Genomic DNA, 26587 nt, shown 5'->3' on the forward strand with positions numbered 1-26587 from the left:
TGTGGCTCTTTTTTAGTGATCAGATTTTCTGCGCAAATTTTTTACTCAAGACTTGTCCAATCAAGGCACCAACTAGGGCTCCGATGACAATACTTGCGATAAAAAGAAGGATAGTTCCAGGATTTGGTGCAACCATGATACGGTCGATATATTCTTGGGATTTTCCTCTTGCTAGAAGGGTAGCCATATAGGCTTGGGGAGCAATCCACATAAGTAAGATTGGACCAGTTGAACTAAAGGCGAAAATAACGAAAGAAAGGAAGTTCTTAGTTTGATCCTTGTATTTTCCTAGGCTAGCTACTCCATCTGCTAGGAGGCCACAGATAATTCCAGGAAGGAAGGCACCGGCGCCGTGTTTAGTTCCCAAGAAAAAGAGGGCAATGACAAGGCCGATAGTGGTAATGGCTCCAAAGCGCGGAACTTTTGCGACCAGGATCATATAGACGCTACCGCCGACAAGGGCAGTAAAAGCAGGCGCATAAAACATATTTCCAGTTTGGTCGAGGAGATTACCCAAAAGGACACCAATCCCCATGCAGAGGAAGTAAAGAACTGCAAAAAGCAGTGTAGTTAAGATAGATTTTTTCATGAATTGTCTCCTGATAATTTTCTCACAATTCTCATTGTACCACGGTTTGGTGGGATTGTAAATGGATAGTCTATGTGTTTGAAAACGCTTGAAATATGATATAATAGTTTCATAGTTATTTTTAGGAGGATATCATGGGGAGATTTTTAGACTTTGTCTTTAATCGTTTCTTTTTAGGGATGATTGCGACAGCCTTCTTTTGGCTATTAACTTTAGCAGGAGGGATTATCCTTGGTCTAGCGCCGGCTAGTGCCACCTTGATGAGCCTATATGCAGAACATGGTTATAGCTTTCGGGAATACAGTTTGAAGGAGGCGTGGTCTCTTTATAAGCAAAATTTCGTCTCAAGCAACCTGATTTTCTATAGCTTTTTAGGGGTGAATCTAGTTTTGGTCTATGGCCTGTATCTCTTGGTGCAATTGCCTCATCAGACTATTATTCATTTGATTGCGACCTTTTTGAATGTCCTAGTAGTTGCCCTGATCTTTTTGGCTTATACAGTATCTTTGAAATTACAAGTTTATTTTGATTTGTCCTATCGAAATAGTCTCAAACTATCCTTGATTGGCATCTTTATGAGCCTAGCGGCTGTGGCCAAGGTTCTCCTTGGGACAGTGCTACTTGTGGCAATTGGTTACTATATGCCTGCCCTACTTTTCTTTGTAGGAATTGGGATGTGGCATTTCTTTATCAGTGATATGTTGGAACCGGTCTATGAAAGTATCCATGAAAAATTGGCGACAAAATAGAATGAAGCAGTTTTGGCTACATACGCTTCTAAGAACCTACAGTTCAGTTATGATGATTATTATTGCGAGTTTTGCAATCTTACTCTCTTACGCTGACTGGGATTCACGGGAAAAGGAAGCTCAAAGAGTAGCCCAACGTGTAACCACTCGAACAGTCGATGAGGTGGAGTATTATTATCGGGAGTCAGCCCAACTGGCGCAAGATTTAGTAGCCAATCAAGACCGTATACAAGGGGTTTATAAGTACTTTAGCCTGTCAACTTCTGAATATTTTTATTGGCTGTTGGAGCATCAAGCAGCTTCGTCAACTTCTATTTCTCTGTATGAAAATATCGATGACCTGTATGTTCAGAATGACTATATAACGGGTGTTGCAATCGTCTTGCAGGACTTTAAAGAAGTCTATGTTTCGAGCAGAAATGAGAGAGGTGGTCATTCGGTACTTGCGGAAGGCTTTAAACCAGAGGCCAATAGTTTTGGAGTTTCTATTTTAGATCCAGCGACGGATCAATCTATAGGGGTTGTTTATATTTCCTTGGATCCAGAAATCTTATACCATGCTGTAGACAATACCCGAGGTCATATCCCGATGGCTGTTACTGTGACATCGCCTTTTGATACGGAGATTTTTCATATTGGTGAGAGGGTCAATAGGGAACATGAGAACTGGTTTGTTGGTATGACTTCTCATGGATATCAGGTTCAGGTGGCAGTTCCTAAAAACTTTGTTTTACAAGGAACAGTTTCCAGCTCTGCTTTGATTGTGGGTTTGAGCCTTCTCTTTATTGTCATTCTCTATCTGACTTTGAGGAAGACTTTTGCTAATTATCAAAAGCAGGTAGTGGATTTGGTGGATTCCATCCATGCTATTGCCCAAGGGCAAGAAGGTCTTCGTATTGACACACTGGAAAAGGATCAGGAATTGCTCCTAATCGCGGAGACTACCAATGATATGTTGGATCGATTAGAAAAGAATATCCATGATATTTATCAGTTAGAACTTAGTCAAAAGGATGCCAATATGCGAGCCTTACAGGCTCAAATCAATCCTCATTTTATGTATAATACGCTGGAGTTCTTGCGCATGTATGCAGTTATGCAAAGTCAAGATGAGTTGGCAGATATCATTTATGAATTCAGTAGTCTCTTGCGTAACAATATTTCCGACGAAAGAGAGACCCTTCTCAAACAGGAATTAGAATTTTGCCGTAAATATAGCTATCTATGTATGGTTCGCTATCCCAAGTCCATTGCCTATGGTTTCAAGATAGATCCAGAGTTAGAGAATATGAAGATTCCTAAGTTTACCTTGCAACCGCTGGTAGAAAATTATTTCGCGCATGGTGTTGACCACAGACGGACAGATAATGTGATTAGCATCAAGGCTCTTAAACAGGACGGTTTTGTGGAAATTTTAGTGGTCGATAATGGCCGTGGTATGTCGGCTGAAAAACTGGCAAATATCCGAGAAAAATTAAGGCAGAGACATTTTGAACACCAAGCCAGTTACAGTGATCAAAAGCAGTCTATCGGGATTGTCAATGTACATGAGCGTTTTGTGCTCTATTTTGGGGACCGCTATGCCATTACTATAGAGTCTGCGGAGCAAGCAGGTGTTCAGTATCGTATTACAATTCAAGATGAGTAGAAAGGGAGAAAATGTATAAAGTATTATTAGTAGATGATGAGTACATGGTGACAGAAGGTCTGAAACGTTTGATTCCCTTTGATAAGTGGGATATGGAGGTCGTCGCAACAGCCAGTCATGCCGATGAAGCCCTAGAATATGTTCAGGAAAATCCTGTCGATGTCATCATTTCAGATGTCAATATGCCCGATAAAACAGGGCTTGATATGATTCGGGAGATGAAAGAAATCTTACCAGATATTGCCTATATCCTTCTCTCGGGTTATCAGGAGTTTGATTATGTAAAAAGAGCCATGAACCTTAGTGTGGTGGACTATTTGGTCAAACCTGTTGATAAGGTAGAGTTGGGAAATCTGCTGGAGAAGATTGCAGGTCAGCTCGGCGAGAGAGGAAAGAAAAGTCAGACCCTTAGTCAAGATTTAGATGAGGCTGGATTTGTTAGTTATCTAGGAGGTGAGGAGAATTGGTGGATAGGCCTATCCAAGGAAAAACAAGGATCTTTTACCATTCCCTACTATGTCTTGGGTCAAGACTGGCAGATTTTTATTTCTGATAAACCCCTAGATGGTTTAGTCGTTACTCCCTTTGAAGCTCCTTATCAAGAACACTTTGAACGCTGGAAGTTGAATGCTGAGAAAGCCCTCTTTTACGGCTCTGTAAATCTACAACAGTCTGAGAGTCTCTTTACCTATTACGAACCGATTTATAGGGTTATCATTCAGGGAAATCTCAATCAAATCGTAGAAGAGTTAAATCTCTTGGAGAAGGTGGTTCTTGAAAATACGCCGCGTGTTCCGATTACCAAACAGCTTTTTATCCAGTTTGTCATGGATGTCTTCCACTTGTTTGAACACCTCAAAGCTGATGATATGACGGACATTGTCAAAACCATTCATGCTATTCAATCCTTCGATGAATTGGTTCCTTATATCAAGGAAACTCTGACTCGATTCTTTGGGCAATATCGAATGAATGAAAATGTGGTTAGTGTGCTAGAAGTTATTGGTCGTGATTATCAGAAGGAACTTTCCCTCAAGGATATCAGTAAGGATCTTTTTATCAATCCTGTCTATCTGGGGCAGTTGATTAAGCGTGAAACCAATTCGACCTTCGCAGAGCTTTTAAATAAACAACGCATTAAGGCCGCCCAACAGCTCTTGCTTTCGACTAGTGACAGTATCGAAGATATTTGTTATGCTGTTGGTTACAGTAATGTTGGATATTTCTATAAAGTGTTCCGAAAATTGTGCGGAAAATCGCCAAAAGCTTACCGAAAACAGGTAGAAACGACGCTATAATATTTGTATCCCTTTACAAAAAGTGCTATAATATCGATAATAATATCAGGAGGTTCTATTATGAAAAAGAAACCGATTTATCTATGGGTCTTGCTAATCTTGTCTGCTCTTATTTCAGCTACGTCTCTGTTTGGAATGTTGAGTCCCTTACCTAGCAAAGAAGCTCTTCGTGCCGCTCAGAAACAAGTTGCAGGGGTCAGTGCTCAGCAATTAGAAGACCAGCTCAATTACACCTATAGAGTAGCAGAATCAACTCATTCTATCTTTAATATAGCCTTGATTGTGCTATCTGCTATTTTAGTGGTAGTAGCGATTGTCTTCCTTGTTCGTAAGAATTTGCAGTATGCAAACTATACTTATGTCGGCTATGTTTTGCTAGCTATTATTGGTTCAATTTATAGCTATGTGACTTTGCAAGACGCTGTGCAGTTGGTTCAAGATGAAACTATGCGTTTAGGGATAAGTGTTGTTTCAAAAGCTGTTAGCATTCTCTATATCGTCATCAATGTTCTCTTCTTAGCCCTTGTCTTCTATAAGATGTGGCGTCAACAGAAAGCCTTGGCAGAAGAAGAGGAAACAGAAGAACTTACCTAAGTATTGACAAAAAATAACTATCAAGTTACAATCTTGGTAGTTATTTTTCGATTATAGATAAAATCATGGAGGTACATATGAAGACAATTTATTTAGTTTATATCAGTCTGAGTGGAAACACTGAGAGTTTTGTGACACGCTTGAAAGATTATCTCTTGTCCCAGTACGAGGGAATTGAGGTTCAAAAGATTCATATCAAGGATTTGGTCAAAGAAGGCCAAGATTTCTATGAAATGGACCATCCTTATGTCGCTTTTTTACCGACCTACCTAGAAGGTGGGAATGGCGTTGATAACGGAGATATCGAGATTTTGACGACACCAGTGGGAGATTTTATCGCCTATGGTGACAATGCTAGTAAGTGTTTTGGTGTGGTTGGTTCAGGAAATCGTAACTTTAATAACCAATACTGCCTGACAGCCAAGCAATACAGTCAACGTTTTGGTTTCCCTGTATTGGCTGATTTTGAAATGCGGGGCATGCTTGGAGATATCAAACGTGTCGCAGCGATTATCGCAGATTTGTATGAGTTGGAAAGTTGAGCTTCGGCTTGGCTTTTTTTATCCTAGGCAGTTTTATCAGAACTTTTACTTTCTATGCTCCAAGAGTTGATTGATATGGTCTACTTTTTTAGCTTCTCTTTTATAGAGAATAGCCCAAATGATGAGGTAGACAATCGCAAACTCGATAATGAGCTGGAGATAAAAAATCCAGTGGAAGGGGAACCAACCTGCTAGGGTCGCTAGTGGGATAAAGCCTACTAGCATGAGGAAGAAATGGGTCATAGTTGCACGGAGCAAGCTCCAGTCACGGCTGAATAATCGTTTACCAAAGTTGAAGAGAATACCGATGGCTGCCCAGATAAGAGTACAGTAGAGCAAGACCAAGGCACCGTGAACCTGATGTTGAGCCATCACTTGTCCGATCAGAGATTCAGGACTCAGTGGTGCGTAGGTATTTGGTGCATAAATGAGTGAAAAGATGATAGAGAGGATGAGGCCGATGAGGACACCAGCAGCTGCGTCGTGGAAGATTTGTTTTTTCATAGTTCTAATTTCTCCTTGATGGTTTTTAGATAACGGCGTGAAGAATAGGTGAAGCTTTCGTTTTTCAAGAAAATTTCTACTAGGCCGTTTGGGGTTAGCTTGAGATGAGAGATGGAGTTGATATTGATGATTTCTGATTGGGAAATTTGGATAAAATTGGTTGGCAGAATTTCAAGAACCTGATAGAGTCGTAAATCAATATTGTAGGTCTGGCTAGCCGTTTCTGCAAGAACCTTCCGATTCTCGATATAGAAGCGCTGTATCTTACCAATCTTAACTAGATAGACCTGATCATCAATCTTTCCTTTGATTGTTTCTTTTTGGTCAAGATTTTCTGCGAACTCGATGACTTTTTGGACTTTTTCGCTTTCTTGAGGTGCTTGGACAATCAGCTTTTCCTCCTTGTAAGTCTCACTAATCTGTAGTTCTACTTTCATAAATTTCTCTCCTTGTTTTTCATACAAAATTGTGATCACTTCTTGTACATCTTTATTAATACTCTTCAAAAATCAAATTCAAACCACGTCAGCGTCGTCTTGCCGTACTAAAGTACTGTCTGCACCTAGCTTTCTAGTTTGCTCTTTGATTTTTATTGAGTATACCACTATTTTATGCCCCCTGGCAAGGGACTTTGTCTATGTGGCGGGATTTTACTCCTATGTGGCGCTTGCTTTTCTGTCCTTTCTGAAATATGGTATAATAGCACTAATCAATTTCTAGGAAAATAGATACGGAAAGGGGCTGAAAGATGTCTCATATTATTGAATTGCCAGAGGTGCTGGCAAACCAGATTGCGGCAGGAGAGGTCATTGAGCGTCCTGCTAGTGTGGTAAAAGAGTTGGTAGAAAATGCTATTGATGCGGGCTCTAGTCAGATTATCATTGAGATTGAAGAAGCTGGTCTCAAGAAGATTCAAATCACAGATAATGGTCATGGAATTGCCCACGATGAAGTAGAATTGGCCCTGCGTCGTCATGCGACCAGTAAGATAAAAAATCAAGCAGACCTCTTTCGGATTCGGACGCTTGGTTTTCGTGGTGAAGCCCTACCTTCTATCGCTTCTGTTAGTGTTCTGACCCTTTTGACAGCAGTTGAGGGAGCAAGTCATGGAACCAAGTTAGTCGCGCGTGGGGGAGAAGTTGAAGAAGCCATTCCAGCGACTAGCCCTGTGGGGACCAAGGTTTGTGTGGAGGACCTCTTTTTCAACACGCCTGCCCGCCTCAAGTATATGAAGAGTCAGCAAGCAGAGTTGTCTCATATCATTGATATTGTCAACCGTCTGGGCTTGGCCCATCCTGAGATTTCTTTTAGTTTGATCAGTGATGGCAAGGAGATGACGCGGACAGCTGGGACTGGTCAATTGCGCCAAGCTATCGCAGGGATTTACGGTTTGGCGAGTGCCAAGAAGATGATTGAAATTGAGAATTCTGACCTAGATTTCGAAATTTCAGGTTTTGTGTCCTTGCCTGAGTTAACTCGGGCCAATCGCAATTATATCAGCCTCTTCATCAATGGCCGTTATATAAAGAATTTCCTGCTCAATCGTGCAATTCTAGACGGCTATGGTAGTAAGCTTATGGTAGGCCGTTTTCCACTGGCTGTCATTCACATTCATATCGACCCTTATCTAGCGGATGTCAATGTGCACCCAACCAAGCAAGAAGTGCGGATTTCCAAGGAAAAGGAACTGATGACCCTGGTTTCAGAAGCTATTGCAAACAGTCTCAAGGAACAAACCCTGATACCAGATGCCTTGGAAAATCTTGCCAAATCGACCGTCCGCAATCGTGAGAAGGTGGAGCAAACTATTCTCCCACTCAAAGAAAATACTCTCTACTATGAGAAAACTGATTCGTCAAGATTTAGTCAAGCTGAGGTAGCTGATTATCAGGTGAATCTGACTGAAGAGAAACAGGATTTAACCCTGTTTGCCAAGGAAACCTTGGATCAATTGACCAAGCCAGCAAAACTGCATTTTGCAGAGAGAAAACCTGCTAACTACGATCAGCTAGATCACCCAGAGTTAGACCTTGCGAGTCTTGATAAGGCTTATGACAAGCTGGAGCGAGAAGAATCATCAAGCTTCCCAGAGTTGGAATTTTTCGGGCAAATGCATGGAACCTATCTCTTTGCCCAAGGGCGAGACGGGCTCTACATCATAGACCAACACGCAGCTCAGGAACGGGTTAAATATGAGGAATACCGTGAAAGCATTGGCAATGTTGACCAGAGCCAGCAGCAACTCCTAGTGCCCTATATCTTTGAATTTCCAGCGGATGATGCTCTGCGTCTCAAGGAAAGAATGGCACTTTTGGAGGAAGTGGGCGTCTTTCTAGCAGAGTACGGGGAAAATCAATTTATCTTACGTGAACATCCTATTTGGATGGCAGAAGAAGAGATTGAATCAGGCATCTATGAAATGTGTGACATGCTATTCTTGACCAAGGAAGTTTCTATCAAGAAATACCGAGCAGAGTTGGCTATTATGATGTCCTGCAAACGGTCTATCAAGGCCAACCATCGTATTGACGACCATTCGGCTAGACAGCTCCTCTATCAGCTCTCTCAATGTGACAATCCCTACAACTGTCCCCACGGACGTCCTGTTTTGGTGCATTTCACCAAGTCGGATATGGAAAAGATGTTCCGACGTATTCAGGAAAATCACACTAGTCTTCGTGAATTGGGGAAATATTAAACTAAAAGGAAAACTATGTACGAATATTTAAAAGGAATCATTACCAAAATTACTGCTAAATACATTGTGTTTGAAGTCAACGGTATCGGTTATATCCTGCATGTGGCCAATCCCTATGCTTACTCAGGACAGGTCAACCAAGAAGCTCAAATTTATGTGCATCAGGTCGTACGTGAGGATGCCCATCTACTTTATGGATTTCGCTCAGAAGACGAGAAAAAGCTCTTTCTCAGTCTGATTTCGGTCTCTGGGATTGGTCCTGTATCAGCTCTGGCCATTATCGCTGCCGATGACAATGCTGGCTTGGTTCAAGCCATCGAAACCAAGAACATCACCTACTTGACTAAGTTCCCTAAAATTGGTAAGAAAACAGCCCAGCAGATGGTGTTGGACTTGGAAGGCAAGGTAGTAGTTGCAGGAGATGACCTTCCTGCTAAGGTGGCAGTACAAGCTAGCGCAGAAAACCAAGAATTGGAAGAAGCCATGGAAGCAATGTTGGCTCTGGGCTACAAGGCAACAGAGCTCAAGAAAATCAAGAAATTCTTTGAAGGAACGACAGATACAGCTGAGAACTATATCAAGTCCGCCCTTAAAATGTTGGTCAAATAGGAGTAGAGCATGACAAAACGTTGTTCGTGGGTCAAGATGACCAATCCGCTCTACATTGCCTATCATGATGAGGAGTGGGGTCAGCCCCTCCATGATGACCAAGCATTGTTTGAGTTGTTGTGTATGGAAACCTATCAGGCAGGCCTGTCTTGGGAAACGGTACTAAACAAACGCCAAGCTTTCCGAGAAGCATTTTATGGCTATCAAATTCAAGCGGTCGCAGAGATGACCGACACCGAATTGGAAAACTTGCTGGATAATCCAGCCATCATCCGAAATAGAGCCAAGATTTTTGCTACACGCGCTAACGCCCAAGCCTTTCTACGACTACAGGCAGAGTACGGCTCTTTTGATGCCTATCTTTGGTCTTTTGTTGAGGGGAAAACGATCGTTAACGATGTTCCCGATTACCGCCAAGCCCCAGCTAAAACACCTCTGTCTGAGAAGTTAGCCAAAGATCTCAAAAAACGAGGCTTCAAGTTCACAGGCCCAGTCGCCGTCTTGTCTTTTCTACAGGCTGCAGGGCTAGTTGATGACCATGAGAATGATTGTGAGTGGAAAAGCGGTCGTTAGTATGTACAGGTAACTAGCATATCTGAGAATATAGAAAAAAGCTGAGAAATTTTTCCCAGCTTTTTATATATACTATTAGATTTGTTAGAGTGAAGTCAAAAAAGTGATTCCACCTAAAATAACACCAGCTGAATTTGGAATGATTAGTATCCAATCCTTCTTAGGTTCCTTTGTCCATCCATAAATAACCCAGATTAAGCAAGATATAGCAGCTGATAAAGGTTGAAATGGTTGAGCTTTATTTCCCTGTAAATTAGCGATAATTTGAGGTATGTAGGCAATAAATACTATGATTCCAATAAAGGCACCAATAGAACCTACGATTCGATTAATTTTTTGTTTTGTCATATACACCTCCTTCAAAAGGATATCATAGAAATTAGCGAAATGCAATAAATTCAGATACAAATTGTAACGAAAACGAATACAAAAGCACAAAAATAGAGACACTATTTATTTTTTGTTATAGTCAAAGCGAATGACTTGCTCCTGTGCATCTACATAGGCATGGACTCCGAAGGGGACAATTGCTCTCGGAGTTGCGTGGCCGACATTCAGATTATAGACAATTGGAATATTGCTGTCAATGATATCCAATAGTGCCTCTTTATAGTCGTCATAGAAAGTTTCATCCATAGGTTTCCCGACCAAGAGTCCGCTGATGACCTTGAATATACCAGTGTTCTTTAAAGTTTGTAACATCTTTTTGAAGTCTTCCGGCTCAGGCTTTTCTTCGCTTGTCTCTAGCAAGAGGATCTTTCCTTCCCAGTCTGACAAGTCAGGGAAAAGTTTGTATTCTTGGCAGAGCTCCGTGCTATCTGCGTATCGAGAGTTGTCAAAGATATCGTAGAGGGATTCGAGGCAACCACCGAGGATTTTCCCCTCGAACTGGGCATTTCCTTGCAACAACTCAAAACCGGTATTTGTATGACTGACACGAGGTGTCCCCAGAGCCTTGGGACTGAAGTCAGTCCTTTCATCATACCAAACGTCACTAGAGCGGATTTCTGAGATTCTTCCCGTCTCAATCAATTCTTTAAAGTAGTGAAGGCTATAGGTTAGCATTTCTTTTTCTAATTCACAAATGTCTGCTAAGAAGGATTGACCATAAAAAGTCTTGATTCCTAGTTTATGCAACATGAGATGGTTCATGGTTGTATCCGAGAAGCCAAGAAAAATTTTTTGTTTGATAACCTTTTGTAGTTGGTCATTTTCAAAAAGATAAGATAGTAGGCGATAGGTATCATCTCCACCGATGGCACATAGGATCATATCGATGCTATCATCAGAAAAGGCATGAATCAAATCCTCTGCACGCGCTTCAGGATGGTTCTTGATAAAGTCTAATCCATTTAGAGAATGGGGCAAAAAGATAGGATTGAGTCCCAGATCCTTGAGACGTTGGACACCCAAGTCCACTTCGTGTTTGACAAAGTCCTCTCCGATAATGCCACTAGATAAACTAACAATACCAATAGTAGAAATCATATCTTATCCTCCTAGAATTAGATTGAGCCTATTTTATCACAAAAGATTAGATAGAGCTATGTGGGATGTCATAAGAATACTTTTAAATCAAGAAAGTAGTAAAAAAGCAACCGCATCTGCAGTTGCTTTTATGATTCTTCTTAATAGCGTGTTGGTCCTGCACTTGCGCTGCGGATATTCAAGCGTTTCTTGAGATAGAAGCGAAGGGCTAGGAGGGCTGCTCCGATAATAGCCAGTGGCAATGGAGCAAGTACTGGGTTAAGGCTAGCTGGTAGGAAGCTTGTTGCAAAGAAGACAAGCAACCAAAGGAACATAGAAGCTAGGATAACCAGTACAGATTTCCAGAAAGGTGGACGTTGGCTGCGGTCCATATCTGGTCCATAGTATTGGTAAACAAAGTAGTACATCAAGTAGAAGGCAAATCCACCAACAAGTCCAACTAGCAGGAGAGTGACAAGTCCATAGCCGAAAGCCTGATCTGCTGCAAAGAAAGTTGTGAGGGCACTGACGAGGGCAAAGAGGCTAGTGATGAAAAGGGCTGAGTCCATAATCATGAGTTTTGGATCATCATTTTCTTTTGGATGCTCTTTTTCATATTGTTCCTTGACAGTGAAACTATGAGCCCAGTGGGTCGGTGCGCCATAGAGGGAACGAGCAGTCGTACCCTTGGCTTGCTCTTCAAGGATTTTGGGAATGACTTCCTCAAAAATAGCCTTGATTTCAGCGTCTGTTTTCCCATCTTTGATGAATTGTTGGGTAGCGATGTGGACAAACTCTTGGTTTTTCTTAGTTAATTTTTGTAGATCAATCTGAGACATAGGAACTCCTCTTAGAACCATTTTTTATGGATGAGATAGAGAGTGAGCGAGACACTCATAGCAAAGGCGATAAAGACGATTAACCAGAAGGCATTTGGCTCGCCGTTTAGGGGGATTTCATTATCCTTAAAGTTCATCCCGTAGGCAGAAAAGACCATGGTTGGGATGGACATGACGATGGTCACAAGGGCCAAGGTTTTCATAATGTTGTTCTGGTTGTTGGAAATGATAGAGGCAAAGGTCTCTGTCATAGAGTGCAAGACATTTCCATAAATGTCTGCCATTTCGATGGCCTGTTGGGTTTCAATCAGGGTGTCTTCAAGCAGGTCTTCGTCTTCAAGGTATTTCTTGATATTGCTGGTTGAGCTGGTCAATTTCTTAATCACACGCTCATTTGTTTTGAGGGAAGCCTTGAAATAGACGATGGTTTTTTCCAATTCCATGAGCTCAATCAATTCTTCATTACGAGTTGATTGATGCAGTTGACTTTCGATTTGTTCACTCTTACGGTCAATCGAACGAAGGGCTGTTAGGTAAAGCTCTGCATTGCGATAGAGAATCTGAAAGATAAAACGTGAACGCATGAAGGTGTAGAAATTACGCAATCGACGGTTGATAAAGACATCGAGGACCGGTAATGGTTCCAAACAAGTAGTGATGATGGTTTCCTCTGTGATGATAATACCAAGCGGGATGGTTACGTAGTAGGTGCGATTATTTCTTTCTTCTGTGACCGGCACGTCAACGATAATCAGGGTGTACTCGTCTTCAATCGTAATACGAGACATTTCTTCCGCATCGAGCGGTGCTCGAAGGTCGGCAATATCGATATCGAAGGCGTTGGCGATTTCGAGTGATTCATTTTGAGTTGGATTGACGAGATTGATCCAAGTACCCGGTTCAAGTGTATCGATCTCTTTAAATTCAGTTGTTGTAGAGAGAAAAACTTGTTTCATATCCCTTATCCTTTCTCATTTTTCAGATTTTTTCACACCGTACTATTATACTACAAATTAAGTCTTTTGGGTAATAGAATCTCACTTTTTTTGGTATAATGGTAAGCAATAATGGACTAGAAAGAACAAAAATGCAAGATAAAATTGTCATTCATGGGGCGCGTGCCCATAATTTAAAAAATATTGATGTGGAGATTCCGCGAGACAAGTTGGTTGTTGTGACCGGTTTGTCAGGTTCAGGGAAATCCAGTCTGGCCTTTGATACCCTCTATGCGGAGGGGCAACGTCGCTATGTGGAGAGTTTGTCAGCCTATGCTCGTCAGTTCTTGGGGAATATGGAGAAGCCTGATGTAGATGCTATTGATGGTCTCAGCCCAGCTATTTCTATCGACCAGAAAACGACTAGTAAAAACCCTCGCTCGACGGTGGGAACAACGACTGAAATCAATGACTATCTGCGTCTCCTCTACGCACGTGTGGGGACGCCTTACTGTATCAACGGGCATGGAGCTATCAAGGCCTCTTCAGTGGAGCAAATCGTGGATAAGGTTTTAGAATTGCCTGAACGCCAGCGCTTGCAGATCTTGGCCCCTGTCATCCGCAAGAAAAAAGGCCAACATAAGAGTGTTATCGAGAAGGTTCAGAAAGATGGGTATGTCCGTGTCCGTGTGGATGGGGAAGTCTATGATGTGACCGAAGTGCCAGAGTTATCTAAGAGCAAGCAACACAATATTGATGTCGTGGTTGATCGTATTGTTATCAAGGAGGGCATTCGTAGTCGTCTCTTTGATTCTATTGAGGCTGCCCTTCGTATCGCAGAAGGCTATGTCATTATCGACACCATGGACGATTCTGAGTTGCTCTTCTCTGAGCATTATGCCTGTCCAGTTTGTGGCTTTACTGTTCCAGAGTTAGAGCCGCGTCTCTTCTCCTTCAATGCTCCTTTTGGTTCTTGTAGTGAGTGTGATGGCTTGGGCATCAAGCTGGAGGTGGATACTGATTTGGTAGTGCCAGATGCCAGCAAAACCTTACGTGAGGGAGCCTTGGCTCCGTGGAATCCTATCTCATCCAACTACTATCCAAACATGCTAGAGCAGGCTATGACAGCCTTTGGAGTGGATATGGATAAGCCTTTTGAGGACTTGTCAGAAGAAGATAAGAACTTGATTCTCTACGGCTCAGATGGTAAGGAATTCCATTTCCACTATGAGAATGAATTTGGTGGCGTGCGCGATATCGATATTCCTTTTGAGGGAGTTGTTAATAATATCAAACGTCGCTACCATGAAACTAATAGTGACTACACTCGCACCCAGATGCGCCTTTACATGAATGAGCTGACCTGCGGAACCTGTCATGGTTACCGTCTCAATGACCAGGCCTTGTCTGTCCGTGTTGGTGGTGCGCAAGGACCACATATCGGAGAAATTTCAGACCTGTCTATCGCAGACCACTTGGAATTAGTCAGTCAGTTGACTCTTTCTGAAAATGAAGCCATCATTGCTCGGCCCATTCTCAAGGAAATCAAGGACCGTTTGACTTTCCTTAATAACGTGGGTCTTAACTATCTGACCCTGTCACGTTCGGCAGGAACTCTTTCAGGTGGGGAAAGTCAGCGTATTCGCTTGGCGACCCAGATTGGTTCTAACCTATCAGGTGTTCTTTATATTCTAGACGAGCCGTCAATCGGTCTTCACCAGAGGGATAATGACCGTCTGATTGCCAGTCTCAAAAAGATGCGTGACTTGGGCAATACTCTTATCGTGGTGGAACATGACGAAGATACCATGCGTGAGGCTGATTATCTGATTGACGTTGGTCCTGGTGCGGGTGTTTTTGGTGGGGAGATTGTTGCGGCAGGTACGCCCAAACAGGTAGCTCGTAACAGTAAGTCTATCACAGGCCAGTACTTGTCAGGCAAACGTGCCATTCCAGTACCAGAAGAACGCCGTGTTGGTAATGGTCGTTTTATCGAGGTGACGGGAGCGCGTGAGAACAACCTGCAAAATGTCACAGCTCGCTTCCCACTAGGAAAATTCATCGCAGTGACAGGGGTGTCGGGCTCAGGGAAATCGACCCTAATCAATAGCATTCTCAAAAAAGCTATTGCCCAGAAGCTCAACCGCAATTCAGACAAACCTGGTAAGTTTAAAACGATTACAGGGATTGAGCATGTAGACCGCTTGATTGATATTGATCAGAGCCCTATCGGACGAACGCCGAGGTCTAACCCTGCTACCTATACGGGAGTTTTTGACGATATACGTGACCTCTTTGCCCAGACAAATGAGGCTAAGATTCGTGGTTACAAAAAGGGACGTTTCAGTTTCAATGTCAAGGGTGGTCGTTGTGAAGCCTGCTCAGGTGACGGGATTATCAAGATTGAGATGCACTTCCTGCCAGATGTTTATGTGGCTTGTGAAGTATGCCACGGGACTCGCTACAACAGTGAAACCCTAGAAGTTCACTACAAAGAAAAGAATATCTCGCAGGTCTTGGATATGACCGTCAACGATGCGGTGGAATTCTTCCAACACATTCCGAAAATTCAACGCAAACTTCAGACCATCAAGGATGTAGGGCTAGGCTATGTGACGCTAGGGCAACCAGCTACCACCCTTTCTGGGGGAGAAGCTCAGCGTATGAAGCTGGCTAGTGAACTCCACAAACGCTCGACAGGAAAATCTTTCTACATTCTCGATGAGCCGACGACAGGGCTTCATACTGAGGATATTGCTCGCTTGCTTAAAGTTTTAGCTCGTTTTGTTGACGATGGCAATACAGTACTCGTTATCGAGCACAATCTAGATGTTATTAAGACGGCAGACCATATCATTGACCTGGGACCTGAAGGCGGTGTAGGTGGTGGAACCATCATCGCAACAGGAACTCCAGAAGAAGTAGCTGCCAATGAAGCCAGCTACACAGGACATTATTTGAAAGGAAAGTTACATCATGAATAAACGCGTACAATCATTTCTAACTAAAATGCAAGAAAAGGAACTGGATGGCATTATCATCAATAACCTTAAAAACGTCTATTATTTGACTGGTTTTTGGGGTTCAAATGGGACAGTCTTCATTAGCCGTGACCGCCAGGTCTTGGTGACGGACTCTCGCTATATCATTGCGGCCAAGCAAGAAACCAGTGGTTTTGAGATTGTAGCAGACCGTGATGAATTGGCTGTCATTGCAGGAATTGTCAAGGACATGGGCTTGTCTCGTATCGGTTTTGAAGATGAGATTTCAGTCTCTTATTATCACCGTATGCAGGTAGCTTTTGCAGGTTTGGACTTGCTTCCACAAACTCAGTTTGTTGAAGGTCTTCGAATGATTAAGGATGAGGCAGAGATTGCAGCTATTCGCAAGGCTTGTTCTATCTCAGACCAAGCTTTTCGCGATGCGCTTGACTTTATTAAACCAGGAAAAACTGAAATTGAGATTGCCAACTTCCTTGACTTCCGTATGCGTGAGTTGGGAGCATCTGGCTTGTCTTTTGACACTATCCTAGCTAGCGGTATCAACTCTTCTAAACCCCATGCCCATCCCATGCACAAACCAGTGGAGCTGGGAGAAGCCATTACCATGGACTTCGGTTGCCTTTATGACCACTATGTCAGTGATATGACACGGACTATTTATCTGGGGCATGTCAGCGACGAGCAAGCAGAGATTTACAATACGGTTTTGAAAGCCAACCAAGCCTTGATTGATCAGGCTAAGGCAGGATTAGGTTTCCGTGACTTTGACAAAATCCCTCGTGATATTATCATCGAGGCGGGCTATGGCGACTACTTTACCCACGGTATTGGACACGGTATTGGACTGGATATCCATGAGGAACCATACTTTAGCCAGACTTCTACAGAAACTATTAAGGCAGGTATGGCCTTGACCGATGAACCGGGTATCTATATTGAAGGTAAATACGGGGTTCGTATCGAGGATGATATCCTGATTACAGAGACCGGTTGTGAATTATTGACCCTGGCTCCAAAAGAGTTGATAGTTATTTAAGAGTCAAACAACTCAAATGATTGACTTTTAAATTTTAAAGGTTTATACTGAAAGACGAAAACGGTAGGTGAGGCTACCATAGGGATACGGATGACTACCGCAAAGCAGTGGAGACACTACTCGTTGGTCAACAGTCCTGGTCGCGAAGGCCAAGACTAAGCTCATTACATTGCCCTATGGAGTTAAAGCTTGAACGAAAAACAGATAATTAGTTTTTTAATCCTGCCATTTTATGGTGGGATTTTCTACTGTTTAAATCAAAGAAAGGAGATAGACGATGCAAATTGACGATCATCCGGAACCGCACATACACAGCCAATCGCTGATTTGTGTCGTTCTGCCCTTATAAAGTGATTGGTCTCTGTGTATGAAACACATCATTCATACAGATAGGAGAAACCAATGAAAACTACAAAAGAAAGATTAGCAACAGCTATTCATACATCTTTAAACGAAACTCTATCTTTTTATAAGACAAGTCTAACAGGCTTGACTGGGGAGCAGGTGGAGAAAAATCGTGACCTATATGGTGAAAATACCATCACAAAGGGTCAAGAAGACAGTATCCTCAAAAAAATTTACGAATCCATTATCAATCCTTTTACGATCATCTTACTGGTCATCGCCGTGATTTCCTTGGTGACCAATGTCTGGTTGGCAAAACCAGGTCAAGAGGATCCGACGACTTCTATTATCATCGTTGTCCTCGTCCTCATTTCTGGTGGCATACGCTTTGTCCAAGAACTCCGTAGTGATAAGGCTGCGACCAATCTATCAAAAATGATTGTCAACACAGCGACTGTCATTCGTCAAGGAGAAATCCAAGAAGTACCTATCGATGATTTGGTAGTGGGTGACGTGGTTAAATTAAGCGCTGGAGACATGATTCCAGCAGATCTTCTTTTATTTGAGTCGCGCGATTTCTTTGTACAACAGTCGGGCTTGACAGGTGAAAGTGAATCGGTTGAAAAATTGGCCTTGACCAAGGCAACAGTTCAACAATCTGATAGTCTGCTAGAGGCAGAAGCGCTCGCCTTTATGGGAACCAATGTCTTGTCTGGTAGTGCCAAGGCCGTGGTTTTAGCAGTTGGTGATGATACCATGATGGGGGCCATTGAGCAGACTTTGAACACCTATGATGAGCCTACTTCGTTTGAACGGGAGATGAATAGTATTTCGTGGCTCCTGATTCGTTTGATGCTGGTCATGGTGCCCATCGTTTTCTTGTCCAATGGTTTAACAGATGGTGACTGGCTGGAAGCTGGCGTATTTGCTTTGAGTGTTGGTGTTGGATTGACACCTGAGATGCTTCCTATGATTATCACGGCCAGTCTAGCAAAGGGCTCCATCATTATGGCCAAGGAAAAAGTGGTTATCAAGAAACTCAATGCAATACAGGACTTAGGGGCGATTGATATCTTGTGTACGGATAAAACCGGAACCCTCACTCAAGACGAAATTGTTCTTGAATATCCTTTGGATATACATGGAGATTTGGATTTGACCGTCTTGAGACGAGCTTATCTCAATTCTTATTTTCAAACGGGCTTGAAAAATTTGATGGATAGAGCCATCATCAAACGGACTGAAAAGGAAGCAAAAGAACACACCCTCTTGCAAAATCTGGCTCAAACTTTTCAAAAAATAGATGAGCTTCCCTTTGATTTTGAACGTAGACGGATGAGTGTTATCGTTAAGGATGAACACGAAGTTGTTAGTTTGGTAACCAAGGGTGCCCTAGAGGAAATGTTGACGATTTCCAGTCATGCGGAATACCAAGGAGTGATTACTCCCTTGACAGATGTTATTAGAGAAGAAATTTTAGCAGAAGTCAGACAACTAAATCAACAAGGTTTGCGTGTCTTGGGAGTAGCCTATAAGTCAGGTTTGAGGGAAGGACATGCCTATACAGTTGATGATGAAGGGGATATGATTCTAACTGGTTATTTAGCCTTCCTAGATCCTCCTAAACCATCTGCAGCACCAGCAATTAAGGCTCTGTTAGAACATGGAGTTCAAACAAAGATTTTAACGGGAGATAACGAAAAAGTTACCCAAGCAGTCTGTGAAAAGGTTGGTTTGGATATCAATCAGATGCTGTTGGGGTCTGAAATTGATCAGATGAGTGATCAAGAATTGGCTCAAGCCGTAGAGGAGGTAACTGTCTTTGCCAAACTTTCTCCTGACCAAAAAGCAAGGATTATTTTGCAATTTAAGGCTAATGGTCATGCTGTCGGCTATATGGGAGATGGGATCAATGATGCCCCTTCCATGAAAGTTGCAGACGTGGGGATTTCTGTTGATACAGCAGTAGATATTGCCAAAGAAACAGCTGATGTTATCCTACTTGATAAGGATCTCATGGTGCTTGAAAAAGGGCTTGTTGAAGGTCGTAAGGTCTATGCTAATATGACCAAATATATCAAAATGACAGTGAGTTCTAATTTTGGAAATATCTTATCCCTATTGGTCTCTGGAATCTTTTTACCATTTTTACCAATGGCACCAGTCCATTTGATTATCCTAAATCTAGTTTATGATTTGTCTTGCATTGCCTTGCCTTTTGACAAGGTGGACAAAGATTTTTTGAGAAATCCGCATACATGGGAAGCCAAGTCCATCACGCGTTTTATGGTCTGGATGGGTCCGATCTCTTCTGCCTTTGATATTTTGACCTTTATTTTGCTCTATTTTATCATTGTCCCCATGACGACAGGTCATGCCTATGTTCATGGAGCGGAGTCTGCCGTAGGCTTTATTGTCTTGTTCCAGACAGGTTGGTTTATCGAGTCTATGTGGTCACAAACTATGGTTATCCATATGCTGCGTTCAGCCAAAATTCCCTTTTTACAAAGTCGTCCAGCTTGGCTCGTTCTTGTGACAACCTTATTGGCTGCAGCCTTTGTGACCTTCCTTCCCTACAGTCCACTAGCTAGCCTTCTTCATCTAACTCCTTTAAAACCGATTTATTTCATCTTTTTACTTTTCATCATTATTTTGTATATGATTAGCGTGACAATTGTGAAAAAAATCTATATCAAAAAATATCAAGAATGGCTGTAAATTTCATTTTGTCAAGAAAAAAGTACGAAAATGACGAAAAAAGTCAAAAAAATTTAAAAATAGGTCGCAAGTCGGATGTTTTTTATGGTATAATAGACTAAACTGATAGTAACATGTAGCGAAAGGGGTAGGTACATGATCAAAATTTATACAGTCTCAAGTTGTACTAGCTGTAAAAAAGCAAAAACCTGGCTCAATGCCCACCAGTTAAGTTATAAAGAACAAAACCTTGGTAAAGAAGGAATTACGCGAGAAGAATTACTGGATATTCTAACCAAAACAGATAACGGAATAGCCAGCATCGTTTCGTCTAAAAATCGCTATGCCAAAGCCCTTGGAGTGGATATTGAAGATTTGAGTGTTAATGAAGTCCTCAATCTGATTATGGAAACACCGAGAATTTTAAAGAGCCCAATCCTTGTAGATGAAAAACGCCTGCAAGTTGGCTACAAGGAAGACGATATTCGTGCCTTCCTACCACGCTCTGTCCGTAATGTAGAAAATGCAGAAGCACGTTTGCGTGCAGCTCTATAAACATCAAGGCTGGGAGCAATTCCCAGTCTTATTCTATTTTAATCTTAAACAGAAAGAAGAAAGAAATGAAAAAAATAGTTCTTGTTAGTCTAGCTTTCCTTTTTGTCCTGGTTGGTTGCGGACAGAAAAAAGAAACTGGAACAGCTACAAAAACAGAAAAGGATACGCTTCAGTCGGCATTGCCAGTTATTGAGAATGCTGAGAAGAATACAGTTGTGACCAAGACTTTGGTCTTGCCCAAGTCAGATGATGGTAGCCAGCAAACCCAAACCATTACATACAAGGACAAGACTTTTTTGAGCTTAACGATTCAACAAAAACGTCCAGTTTCTGATGAGTTGAAGACTTATATCGACCAACATGGAGTGGAAGAAACTCAAAAAGCTCTTCTCGAGGCAGAGGAGAAGGATGAGGCTATTATAGAAGCTCGTAAATTAGCAGGATTTAAGCTTGAAACCAAACTATTGAGCGCAACCGAACTTCAAACAACGACTAGTTTTGACTTTCAAGTTCTGGATGTCAAGAAGGCTTCTCAGTTAGAATATTTGAAGAATATTGGTTTAGAAAATCTCTTGAAGAATGAACCAAGCAAATATATTTCAGACAGATTGGCAAATGGCGCGACAGAACAGTAGAAAATCCAAATAAATAGACTGCCTGAATTGTAGAACGTAAGGAATTATGCTATAATGGTACTATTCTAAGGAAAGAGGGTGTTAGAATGGGATTTACTGAAGAAACAGTACGTTTTAAATTGGACGATTCCAATAAAAAAGAAATTAGCGAAACTTTGACTGATGTTTATGCTTCGTTGAACGATAAGGGTTATAACCCGATTAACCAAATCGTAGGTTACGTATTGAGTGGAGACCCTGCCTACGTTCCTCGTTATAATAATGCACGAAATCAAATCCGTAAGTATGAGCGCGATGAAATCGTTGAAGAATTGGTCCGCTACTACCTTAAAGGACAAGGAGTCGATCTATAACCTATGAGAATTATGGGATTGGACGTCGGTTCAAAAACGGTAGGGGTGGCCATTAGCGATCCGCTTGGTTTTACAGCTCAAGGACTTGAAATCATCCAAATCAATGAGGAGCAAGGTCAATTTGGTTTTGACCGCGTTAAGGAGTTGGTTGATACTTACAAGGTGGAACGATTTGTAGTGGGCTTGCCTAAAAACATGAACAATACAAGCGGACCGCGCGTGGAAGCTAGTCAAGCCTACGGAGCAAAGCTAGAAGAGCTTTTTGGTTTACCAGTAGACTATCAAGATGAACGCTTGACAACAGTTGCCGCAGAGCGCATGTTGATTGAACAAGCAGATATTAGTCGCAATAAGCGCAAAAAAGTCATTGATAAGTTAGCAGCTCAGCTGATTTTACAAAACTATTTAGATAGAAAATTTTAATATAAAGGAGAGGCTATGTCACACGATCATAACCACGACCACGAAGAACGTGAATTGATTACACTTGTTGATGAACAAGGAAATGAAACTTTATTTGAAATCCTTTTGACCATTGATGGAAAAGAAGAATTTGGTAAAAACTATGTTCTGCTAGTGCCAGTTAACGCAGAAGAAGATGAAAATGGTGAAGTTGAAATCCAAGCTTACTCATTCATCGAAAATGAAGACGGAACAGAAGGCGAATTGCAACCAATCCCAGAAGACTCAGAAGACGAATGGAACATGATTGAAGAAGTCTTCAACAGCTTTATGGAGGAGTGATACAGTCTGGGAGACTGTATCACCCCAACTCCTAGAAACTAGAAAGAGTTGGAACATCCGGTGGATGTTTTTAGCACTGCGCTAGAAATTAGAAACGCAGGCACATCCAGTGGATGTTTTACCCCAAGCTAATATTCATAGTAGCTAGTTATTAGCTAACCAGGTAAGAGGTCGGGACGAAAATCCTGGCCTCGTTTTTGTTAGTTATGAGACTTTATTGAGGCAGTTGATTGAACCTGTAATTAAGGAGATGTATATGTTTGAAGTAGAAGAATGGCTTCATAGTCGGATTGGTTTGAATTTTCGATCAGGTTTGGGCCGAATGCAACAAGCGGTGGATTTGTTGGGGAATCCCGAGAAGTCTTATCCTATTATCCACGTAACAGGAACTAATGGAAAAGGATCTACCATTGCTTTTATGAGGGAGTTATTTATGGGGCATGACAAAAAAGTTGCGACCTTTACTTCCCCTCATATCGTCTCTATCAATGATCGAATCTGCATTAACGGGCAACCAATAGCTGATGCAGACTTCATTCGTTTGGCTAATCAGGTCAAGGAGATGGAGAAAATGCTTCTGCAAACCCATGATCAGTTGTCCTTTTTTGAATTGCTGACCTTGATTGCTTTTCTTTATTTTAGAGAGCAAGAGGTGGATTTGGTTTTATTAGAAGTGGGAATTGGCGGCTTACTTGACACGACTAATGTGGTAACTGGAGAGATTGCTGTCATCACCTCTATCGGACTTGACCATCAGGAGACTCTGGGTGACAGTATAGCAGCAATTGCAGAGCAGAAAGCTGGTATTTTTAAGGCTGGTAAAAAGGCAGTGATTGCTAAGTTGCCTTCAGAAGCTAGGCTTGTTTGTCAGAAAAAAGCAGACTCTTTAGCTGTTGACCTTTATCAGGCAGGTCGGGATTTTTCAATGCTGAATGGGAATTTTTTAAGCTCTTTGGCTAACCTTTCACAGTTGAAAATAGGTTTAGAAGGAGCTTATCAGCAGGAAAATGCGGCCTTGGCGCTACAAACGTTTCTTCTCTTTATGAGAGAAGGAAAGGAAGCTGTTGATGAACAGGTTGTAAGACAGGCTTTGGAGAAGACCCATTGGGCTGGGCGTTTGGAGCGTATTCGTCCTCAGATTTACTTGGACGGTGCTCATAACCTTCCTGCCTTGGCTCGCTTGGTTGAGTTTATTAAAGAAAAAGAGCAGGAAGGTTATCGTCCTCAAATCCTATTTGGAGCCTTGAAACGGAAGGATTATCAAGGGATGTTGGCTTATCTGACTGAAAAATTGTCTCAGGTGGAACTCAAGGTGACCGGCTTTGACTATCAAGGTTCTTTGGATGAAACAGATGTAACAGGTTACGATATAGTTCCTTCTTACCGAGAATTTATTAGCAATTTTGAAGCAAGAGCAGGTGCCCAGGATTTGTTGTTCGTTACAGGGTCTCTCTATTTTATCTCAGAAGTACGGGGCTACTTGCTGACCCATGAGCAGATGAATTGACCTCCTTTTTTGAACTTGTTATACTAGGGAAACTACTAGTTAGAAGGAATACTTCTGTAAATTGGTAGCAGAAAGGAAATTCGTCATGAAATTAAAAACATTCACACTTTCTCTTGCTTCTCTAGCAAGTCTTAGTCTTTTAGTAGCTTGTTCACAAAGAGCTCAACAGGTTCAACAACCAGCAGCTCAATCGCAAACACAACAAACTCAGCAATCACAACCTGCTGCTTCATCTTCGGCAGAAAATTCAAACCAGGCAACAACAAGTTCTTCACAAAATACAGTTACAGCTCAACCAACCAATATTGATGGAACTTATACTGGTCAGGACGAAGGAGACCGTATCACTTTAGTGGTAACTGGAACAACTTGTACATGGACACAGGTAGAAACTGACGGAGATCAAGAAATCAAGCAGGTTAGCTTCGATGTCGCTAATCAACGCATGATTATTGGGGATGATGCCAAGATTTATGCAATTAATGGAAATCAGATGATTATTGACGATATGGATAGAGAAGCGTCTGATCGCATTGTTTTATCTAAGTAAAGCTTATTTATCAAAAATTCCGATAGATTCTATTGGAATTTTTTGGTTTTAAAAGTCTCAAACATTATCTAAAAAGATTTGTTGAAACGTACTGTAATTTCCATGGTAAAATACCTTAACTACCTTTCTAGGGATATTTTAATTTTATCAGAGCTTTCCTATAAAGATAAAATCAAGTGGATGGTATATTTGAAAATAGAGCTTATCATAAAAAGAAGGATTATCTTGAAAACTCTTTTTATATCATGTAAGATTAGGATATTGATTTCCCATACTGGTACTGGGATTGTAAACTTGGTCGAATGCCTACTAAATTCAAGTAGAAAAGAGTAAATTGTTGCCATCTAGCTGTGAACTGATGTATACTAGTGGAAACAACTATTAACTAGGTGGTTAGAGAAAAGGATAAAAAAGAAAGGGGAGGTATGAAAGCTAGAAAAATACAGTTGCTCATGTCCAAGTATGGCTTTAGTATTACCATTATGCTGACTGAGCTAGTTCTTGTTTTTGGTGTATTTCTCTATCTGGGACGAATGGCGCCTATTATCTGGATTATTCTTGTTGTTTTAGTGAGGTTAGCGACTATTGTATCGATTGTCAATCGTTCTATGAATCCCGAGAGTAAGGTAACATGGCTTTTAGTAGCCTTTGTTCCAGTGTTTGGACCATTGCTATATATCATGTTTGGAGAACGTCGTTTGTCCAAGAAAGAAATGAAGCAACTGGAACAATTGCAATCCATGGTTCATCGTGAGGATAACAGTAGAGCTTTGCGTTTGGAATTAAAGGAACAAGACAAATCTGCTTACGGAGTCATCAAATCACTCCTCAGTATGGATACAAATGCAGATGTATATGATCAAACAGATACGAAGTTTTTTGCTTCTGGAGAAAGTATGTGGCAACAGATGCTGGAGGATCTTAGGAAAGCAGAAAAGTTTATCTTCTTAGAGTATTATATTGTAGAAGAAGGTTTGATGTGGAATAGTATTTTAGAGATTTTGGAAGAAAAAGTCGCCCAAGGTGTAGAAGTGAAAATGCTTTATGATGACATTGGTTGTATGGCAACATTACCTGGTGATTATACTATTCAGCTTCGTAGTCGAGGAATTGAAGCCCATAAATTTAACAAGGTGATTCCTCGCTTGACGGTGGCTTACAACAATCGGGACCATCGGAAAATCCTTGTCATAGATGGTCAGGTAGCCTATACAGGAGGGATTAACTTAGCCGATGAGTACATCAATCATGTAGAACGCTTTGGCTACTGGAAGGACAGTGGGATTCGCTTAGATGGCCCTGGTGTCAAGGCTCTCACCCGTCTCTTTTTGATGACTTGGTACATTAATCGTGGGGAAATCAGCGATTTTGACCAGTATCACTTGGAAAACCAGCCTTGTTCTAGCCAAGGGCTCTGCATTCCCTATGGTAGTGGTCCTAAGCCCATCTTCCGTACTCAGGTAGGGAAAAAAGTCTATCAAAGTTTGATTAATCAGGCCACTGATTCAGTCTATATCACAACGCCCTATTTGATTATTGACTATGATTTAACGGAGAGTATTAAAAATGCGGCCATGAGGGGTGTTGATGTCCGTATCGTGACACCTTTCATTCCAGATAAGAAATTAATCCAACTCATCACAAGAGGGGCCTATTCGGATTTATTGTCAGCAGGAGTGAGGATTTTTGAGTATAGTCCAGGCTTTATCCACAGTAAACAAATCCTAGTGGATAAGGACTTTGCTGCAGTTGGGACCATTAACTTAGATTATAGAAGTTTGCTTCACCACTATGAAAATGCAGTTTTGCTATATAAAACGGCATCAATCACAGAGATTCAAAAAGATTTTGAGGAGATTTTTTCAGTATCGCAAGAAATTTTCCCTCATACGATAAAAAATAGCTGGTATCAAAAATTGATTAAGGAAATTGCCCAGTTATTCGCCCCTATCTTATAAGAAATCTAGGACTTAGGACACAAACCAGTCCTATTTTTCTTGCCTTTTACGAATAAGAAGATGTAGGAGGAACGATGCTGACTCAGAAGGAATTGAACTATATCACGACGTTTGAACAGACGCATTTACACCGATTTCGGGAAATTGAAACCTTTGTGAA

26 protein-coding genes and 1 riboswitch are annotated in these 26587 nt (G+C 41.6%); of the genes, 19 read left to right on the forward strand and 7 right to left on the reverse strand.

Annotation, left to right across the window (positions count from 1 at the left end; all coding sequences use genetic code 11):
• Window positions 1–19 precede the first annotated feature (19 nt).
• On the reverse strand, window positions 20–589 hold the full coding sequence (locus O3664_RS04875) for an MptD family putative ECF transporter S component (RefSeq protein ID WP_084927990.1): 570 nt from the start codon (window positions 587–589) through the stop codon (window positions 20–22).
• Window positions 590–723: 134 nt separating this feature from the next.
• On the opposite strand from O3664_RS04875, the gene O3664_RS04880 reads away from it, so the two are divergent.
• The 5 genes from O3664_RS04880 to nrdI all read left to right on the forward strand — a co-directional run bounded on the left by O3664_RS04880 (window position 724) and on the right by nrdI (window position 5420).
• Window positions 724–1338, forward strand: a complete 615-nt coding sequence (locus O3664_RS04880) for a YesL family protein (protein ID WP_000532357.1) — start codon at window positions 724–726, stop codon at window positions 1336–1338.
• Window positions 1316–2986: a sensor histidine kinase gene (locus O3664_RS04885; protein ID WP_371613699.1), complete on the forward strand. Its 1671-nt coding sequence runs from the start codon at window positions 1316–1318 to the stop codon at window positions 2984–2986. The genes O3664_RS04880 and O3664_RS04885 overlap by 23 nt, the downstream gene beginning before the upstream one ends.
• A gap of 11 nt (window positions 2987–2997) precedes the next feature.
• Window positions 2998–4284 (forward strand): response regulator transcription factor, encoded by a 1287-nt coding sequence (locus O3664_RS04890; protein ID WP_153198977.1) that lies wholly within the window; start codon window positions 2998–3000, stop codon window positions 4282–4284.
• A 60-nt stretch (window positions 4285–4344) separates the two neighbouring features.
• Complete coding sequence (locus O3664_RS04895) at window positions 4345–4878, forward strand: ABC transporter permease (protein ID WP_371613700.1); 534 nt, start codon at window positions 4345–4347, stop codon at window positions 4876–4878.
• Window positions 4879–4955: 77 nt separating this feature from the next.
• Entirely contained in the window at window positions 4956–5420 is a 465-nt protein-coding gene (gene nrdI / locus O3664_RS04900) for a class Ib ribonucleoside-diphosphate reductase assembly flavoprotein NrdI (RefSeq protein WP_371613701.1), read from the forward strand.
• A gap of 45 nt (window positions 5421–5465) precedes the next feature.
• Here the strand turns inward: nrdI and O3664_RS04905 are convergent, their stop codons facing one another.
• Both O3664_RS04905 and O3664_RS04910 read right to left on the reverse strand, forming a co-directional pair.
• Window positions 5466–5924: a DUF3021 domain-containing protein gene (locus O3664_RS04905; protein WP_371613702.1), complete on the reverse strand. Its 459-nt coding sequence runs from the start codon at window positions 5922–5924 to the stop codon at window positions 5466–5468.
• Complete coding sequence (locus O3664_RS04910; protein ID WP_371613703.1) at window positions 5921–6361, reverse strand: LytTR family DNA-binding domain-containing protein; 441 nt, start codon at window positions 6359–6361, stop codon at window positions 5921–5923. Before O3664_RS04910 ends, O3664_RS04905 begins: the two co-directional genes overlap by 4 nt.
• Before the next feature lie 311 nt (window positions 6362–6672).
• Here O3664_RS04910 and mutL point away from each other — a divergent pair, with 311 nt between their 5' ends.
• From mutL to O3664_RS04925, 3 genes are read left to right on the forward strand one after another with little or no spacing between them, the layout of a single operon-like run.
• Entirely contained in the window at window positions 6673–8622 is a 1950-nt protein-coding gene (gene mutL / locus O3664_RS04915) for a DNA mismatch repair endonuclease MutL (protein WP_371613704.1), read from the forward strand.
• 15 nt (window positions 8623–8637) lie between these two features.
• The gene (gene ruvA / locus O3664_RS04920; RefSeq protein WP_141230338.1) at window positions 8638–9231 is read left to right on the forward strand and encodes a Holliday junction branch migration protein RuvA; all 594 of its coding nucleotides are present in this window, start codon (window positions 8638–8640) and stop codon (window positions 9229–9231) included.
• A gap of 9 nt (window positions 9232–9240) precedes the next feature.
• Window positions 9241–9804, forward strand: a complete 564-nt coding sequence (locus O3664_RS04925) for a DNA-3-methyladenine glycosylase I (RefSeq protein ID WP_261072386.1) — start codon at window positions 9241–9243, stop codon at window positions 9802–9804.
• A gap of 84 nt (window positions 9805–9888) precedes the next feature.
• Here O3664_RS04925 and O3664_RS04930 read toward each other — a convergent pair whose 3' ends face one another.
• From O3664_RS04930 to O3664_RS04945, 4 genes are all read right to left on the reverse strand, one after another.
• Window positions 9889–10152, reverse strand: a complete 264-nt coding sequence (locus O3664_RS04930; protein ID WP_000166114.1) for a SemiSWEET family transporter — start codon at window positions 10150–10152, stop codon at window positions 9889–9891.
• A gap of 105 nt (window positions 10153–10257) precedes the next feature.
• Window positions 10258–11292, reverse strand: coding sequence for a S66 peptidase family protein (locus tag O3664_RS04935; protein ID WP_371613705.1), 1035 nt, complete (start codon window positions 11290–11292; stop codon window positions 10258–10260).
• A 140-nt stretch (window positions 11293–11432) separates the two neighbouring features.
• Complete coding sequence (locus O3664_RS04940) at window positions 11433–12110, reverse strand: DUF1129 domain-containing protein (RefSeq protein WP_000078009.1); 678 nt, start codon at window positions 12108–12110, stop codon at window positions 11433–11435.
• An 11-nt stretch (window positions 12111–12121) separates the two neighbouring features.
• Window positions 12122–13066 (reverse strand): magnesium transporter CorA family protein, encoded by a 945-nt coding sequence (locus O3664_RS04945; RefSeq protein WP_000815623.1) that lies wholly within the window; start codon window positions 13064–13066, stop codon window positions 12122–12124.
• A 131-nt stretch (window positions 13067–13197) separates the two neighbouring features.
• Between O3664_RS04945 and uvrA the strand changes: the two genes are divergently transcribed.
• From uvrA to cls, 11 genes are all read left to right on the forward strand, one after another.
• Complete coding sequence (gene uvrA / locus O3664_RS04950) at window positions 13198–16029, forward strand: excinuclease ABC subunit UvrA (RefSeq protein ID WP_371613706.1); 2832 nt, start codon at window positions 13198–13200, stop codon at window positions 16027–16029.
• The gene (locus tag O3664_RS04955; RefSeq protein WP_371613707.1) at window positions 16022–17083 is read left to right on the forward strand and encodes a M24 family metallopeptidase; all 1062 of its coding nucleotides are present in this window, start codon (window positions 16022–16024) and stop codon (window positions 17081–17083) included. The genes uvrA and O3664_RS04955 overlap by 8 nt, the downstream gene beginning before the upstream one ends.
• A 57-nt stretch (window positions 17084–17140) precedes the next feature.
• A riboswitch (M-box (ykoK) riboswitch) is annotated at window positions 17141–17291 on the forward strand.
• Window positions 17292–17485: 194 nt separating this feature from the next.
• Window positions 17486–20146, forward strand: a complete 2661-nt coding sequence (gene mgtA / locus O3664_RS04960; RefSeq protein ID WP_371613708.1) for a magnesium-translocating P-type ATPase — start codon at window positions 17486–17488, stop codon at window positions 20144–20146.
• Window positions 20147–20281: 135 nt separating this feature from the next.
• Window positions 20282–20680, forward strand: coding sequence for a transcriptional regulator Spx (gene spx / locus O3664_RS04965; protein ID WP_000591165.1), 399 nt, complete (start codon window positions 20282–20284; stop codon window positions 20678–20680).
• Window positions 20681–20745: 65 nt separating this feature from the next.
• A complete protein-coding gene (locus O3664_RS04970) occupies window positions 20746–21315 on the forward strand; it encodes an SP0191 family lipoprotein (RefSeq protein WP_000725153.1) in 570 nt (189 codons plus the stop codon).
• An 86-nt stretch (window positions 21316–21401) separates the two neighbouring features.
• Window positions 21402–21668 carry an IreB family regulatory phosphoprotein gene (locus O3664_RS04975; RefSeq protein ID WP_000507059.1) on the forward strand — a complete coding sequence of 89 codons (267 nt, stop codon included), beginning with the start codon at window positions 21402–21404 and terminating at the stop codon, window positions 21666–21668.
• Window positions 21669–21671: 3 nt separating this feature from the next.
• Window positions 21672–22091: a Holliday junction resolvase RuvX gene (gene ruvX / locus O3664_RS04980; RefSeq protein ID WP_004239076.1), complete on the forward strand. Its 420-nt coding sequence runs from the start codon at window positions 21672–21674 to the stop codon at window positions 22089–22091.
• A gap of 15 nt (window positions 22092–22106) precedes the next feature.
• Window positions 22107–22412, forward strand: a complete 306-nt coding sequence (locus tag O3664_RS04985; RefSeq protein ID WP_000017624.1) for a DUF1292 domain-containing protein — start codon at window positions 22107–22109, stop codon at window positions 22410–22412.
• Between the two features lie 256 nt (window positions 22413–22668).
• A complete protein-coding gene (locus O3664_RS04990; protein ID WP_371613709.1) occupies window positions 22669–23919 on the forward strand; it encodes a folylpolyglutamate synthase/dihydrofolate synthase family protein in 1251 nt (416 codons plus the stop codon).
• An 85-nt stretch (window positions 23920–24004) separates the two neighbouring features.
• Window positions 24005–24469, forward strand: coding sequence for an SP_0198 family lipoprotein (locus tag O3664_RS04995; protein ID WP_371613710.1), 465 nt, complete (start codon window positions 24005–24007; stop codon window positions 24467–24469).
• 425 nt (window positions 24470–24894) lie between these two features.
• Window positions 24895–26427, forward strand: a complete 1533-nt coding sequence (cls, locus tag O3664_RS05000) for a cardiolipin synthase (RefSeq protein ID WP_371613711.1) — start codon at window positions 24895–24897, stop codon at window positions 26425–26427.
• Window positions 26428–26587 lie beyond the last annotated feature (160 nt).

The organism is Streptococcus sp. 27098_8_109 (assembly GCF_041432295.1).
Lineage (GTDB): Bacteria > Bacillota > Bacilli > Lactobacillales > Streptococcaceae > Streptococcus.

Bases quoted from the DNA above. Each gene is read 5' to 3' on its own strand.
- O3664_RS04925 (WP_261072386.1), top strand. From the start codon at position 9,241: ATGACAAAACGTTGTTCGTGGGTCAAGATGACCAATCCGCTCTACATT.
- O3664_RS04930 (WP_000166114.1), bottom strand. From the start codon at position 10,152: ATGACAAAACAAAAAATTAATCGAATCGTAGGTTCTATTGGTGCCTTT.
- O3664_RS04910 (WP_371613703.1), bottom strand. From the start codon at position 6,361: ATGAAAGTAGAACTACAGATTAGTGAGACTTACAAGGAGGAAAAGCTG.
- O3664_RS04970 (WP_000725153.1), top strand. From the start codon at position 20,746: ATGAAAAAAATAGTTCTTGTTAGTCTAGCTTTCCTTTTTGTCCTGGTT.
- O3664_RS04890 (WP_153198977.1), top strand. From the start codon at position 2,998: ATGTATAAAGTATTATTAGTAGATGATGAGTACATGGTGACAGAAGGT.
- ruvA (WP_141230338.1), top strand. From the start codon at position 8,638: ATGTACGAATATTTAAAAGGAATCATTACCAAAATTACTGCTAAATAC.
- mutL (WP_371613704.1), top strand. From the start codon at position 6,673: ATGTCTCATATTATTGAATTGCCAGAGGTGCTGGCAAACCAGATTGCG.
- ruvX (WP_004239076.1), top strand. From the start codon at position 21,672: ATGAGAATTATGGGATTGGACGTCGGTTCAAAAACGGTAGGGGTGGCC.
- uvrA (WP_371613706.1), top strand. From the start codon at position 13,198: ATGCAAGATAAAATTGTCATTCATGGGGCGCGTGCCCATAATTTAAAA.
- O3664_RS04995 (WP_371613710.1), top strand. From the start codon at position 24,005: ATGAAATTAAAAACATTCACACTTTCTCTTGCTTCTCTAGCAAGTCTT.
- spx (WP_000591165.1), top strand. From the start codon at position 20,282: ATGATCAAAATTTATACAGTCTCAAGTTGTACTAGCTGTAAAAAAGCA.
- mgtA (WP_371613708.1), top strand. From the start codon at position 17,486: ATGAAAACTACAAAAGAAAGATTAGCAACAGCTATTCATACATCTTTA.
- O3664_RS04975 (WP_000507059.1), top strand. From the start codon at position 21,402: ATGGGATTTACTGAAGAAACAGTACGTTTTAAATTGGACGATTCCAAT.
- O3664_RS04895 (WP_371613700.1), top strand. From the start codon at position 4,345: ATGAAAAAGAAACCGATTTATCTATGGGTCTTGCTAATCTTGTCTGCT.
- cls (WP_371613711.1), top strand. From the start codon at position 24,895: ATGAAAGCTAGAAAAATACAGTTGCTCATGTCCAAGTATGGCTTTAGT.
- O3664_RS04955 (WP_371613707.1), top strand. From the start codon at position 16,022: ATGAATAAACGCGTACAATCATTTCTAACTAAAATGCAAGAAAAGGAA.
- nrdI (WP_371613701.1), top strand. From the start codon at position 4,956: ATGAAGACAATTTATTTAGTTTATATCAGTCTGAGTGGAAACACTGAG.
- O3664_RS04885 (WP_371613699.1), top strand. From the start codon at position 1,316: ATGAAAAATTGGCGACAAAATAGAATGAAGCAGTTTTGGCTACATACG.
- O3664_RS04990 (WP_371613709.1), top strand. From the start codon at position 22,669: ATGTTTGAAGTAGAAGAATGGCTTCATAGTCGGATTGGTTTGAATTTT.
- O3664_RS04880 (WP_000532357.1), top strand. From the start codon at position 724: ATGGGGAGATTTTTAGACTTTGTCTTTAATCGTTTCTTTTTAGGGATG.
- O3664_RS04940 (WP_000078009.1), bottom strand. From the start codon at position 12,110: ATGTCTCAGATTGATCTACAAAAATTAACTAAGAAAAACCAAGAGTTT.
- O3664_RS04905 (WP_371613702.1), bottom strand. From the start codon at position 5,924: ATGAAAAAACAAATCTTCCACGACGCAGCTGCTGGTGTCCTCATCGGC.
- O3664_RS04985 (WP_000017624.1), top strand. From the start codon at position 22,107: ATGTCACACGATCATAACCACGACCACGAAGAACGTGAATTGATTACA.
- O3664_RS04935 (WP_371613705.1), bottom strand. From the start codon at position 11,292: ATGATTTCTACTATTGGTATTGTTAGTTTATCTAGTGGCATTATCGGA.
- O3664_RS04875 (WP_084927990.1), bottom strand. From the start codon at position 589: ATGAAAAAATCTATCTTAACTACACTGCTTTTTGCAGTTCTTTACTTC.
- O3664_RS04945 (WP_000815623.1), bottom strand. From the start codon at position 13,066: ATGAAACAAGTTTTTCTCTCTACAACAACTGAATTTAAAGAGATCGAT.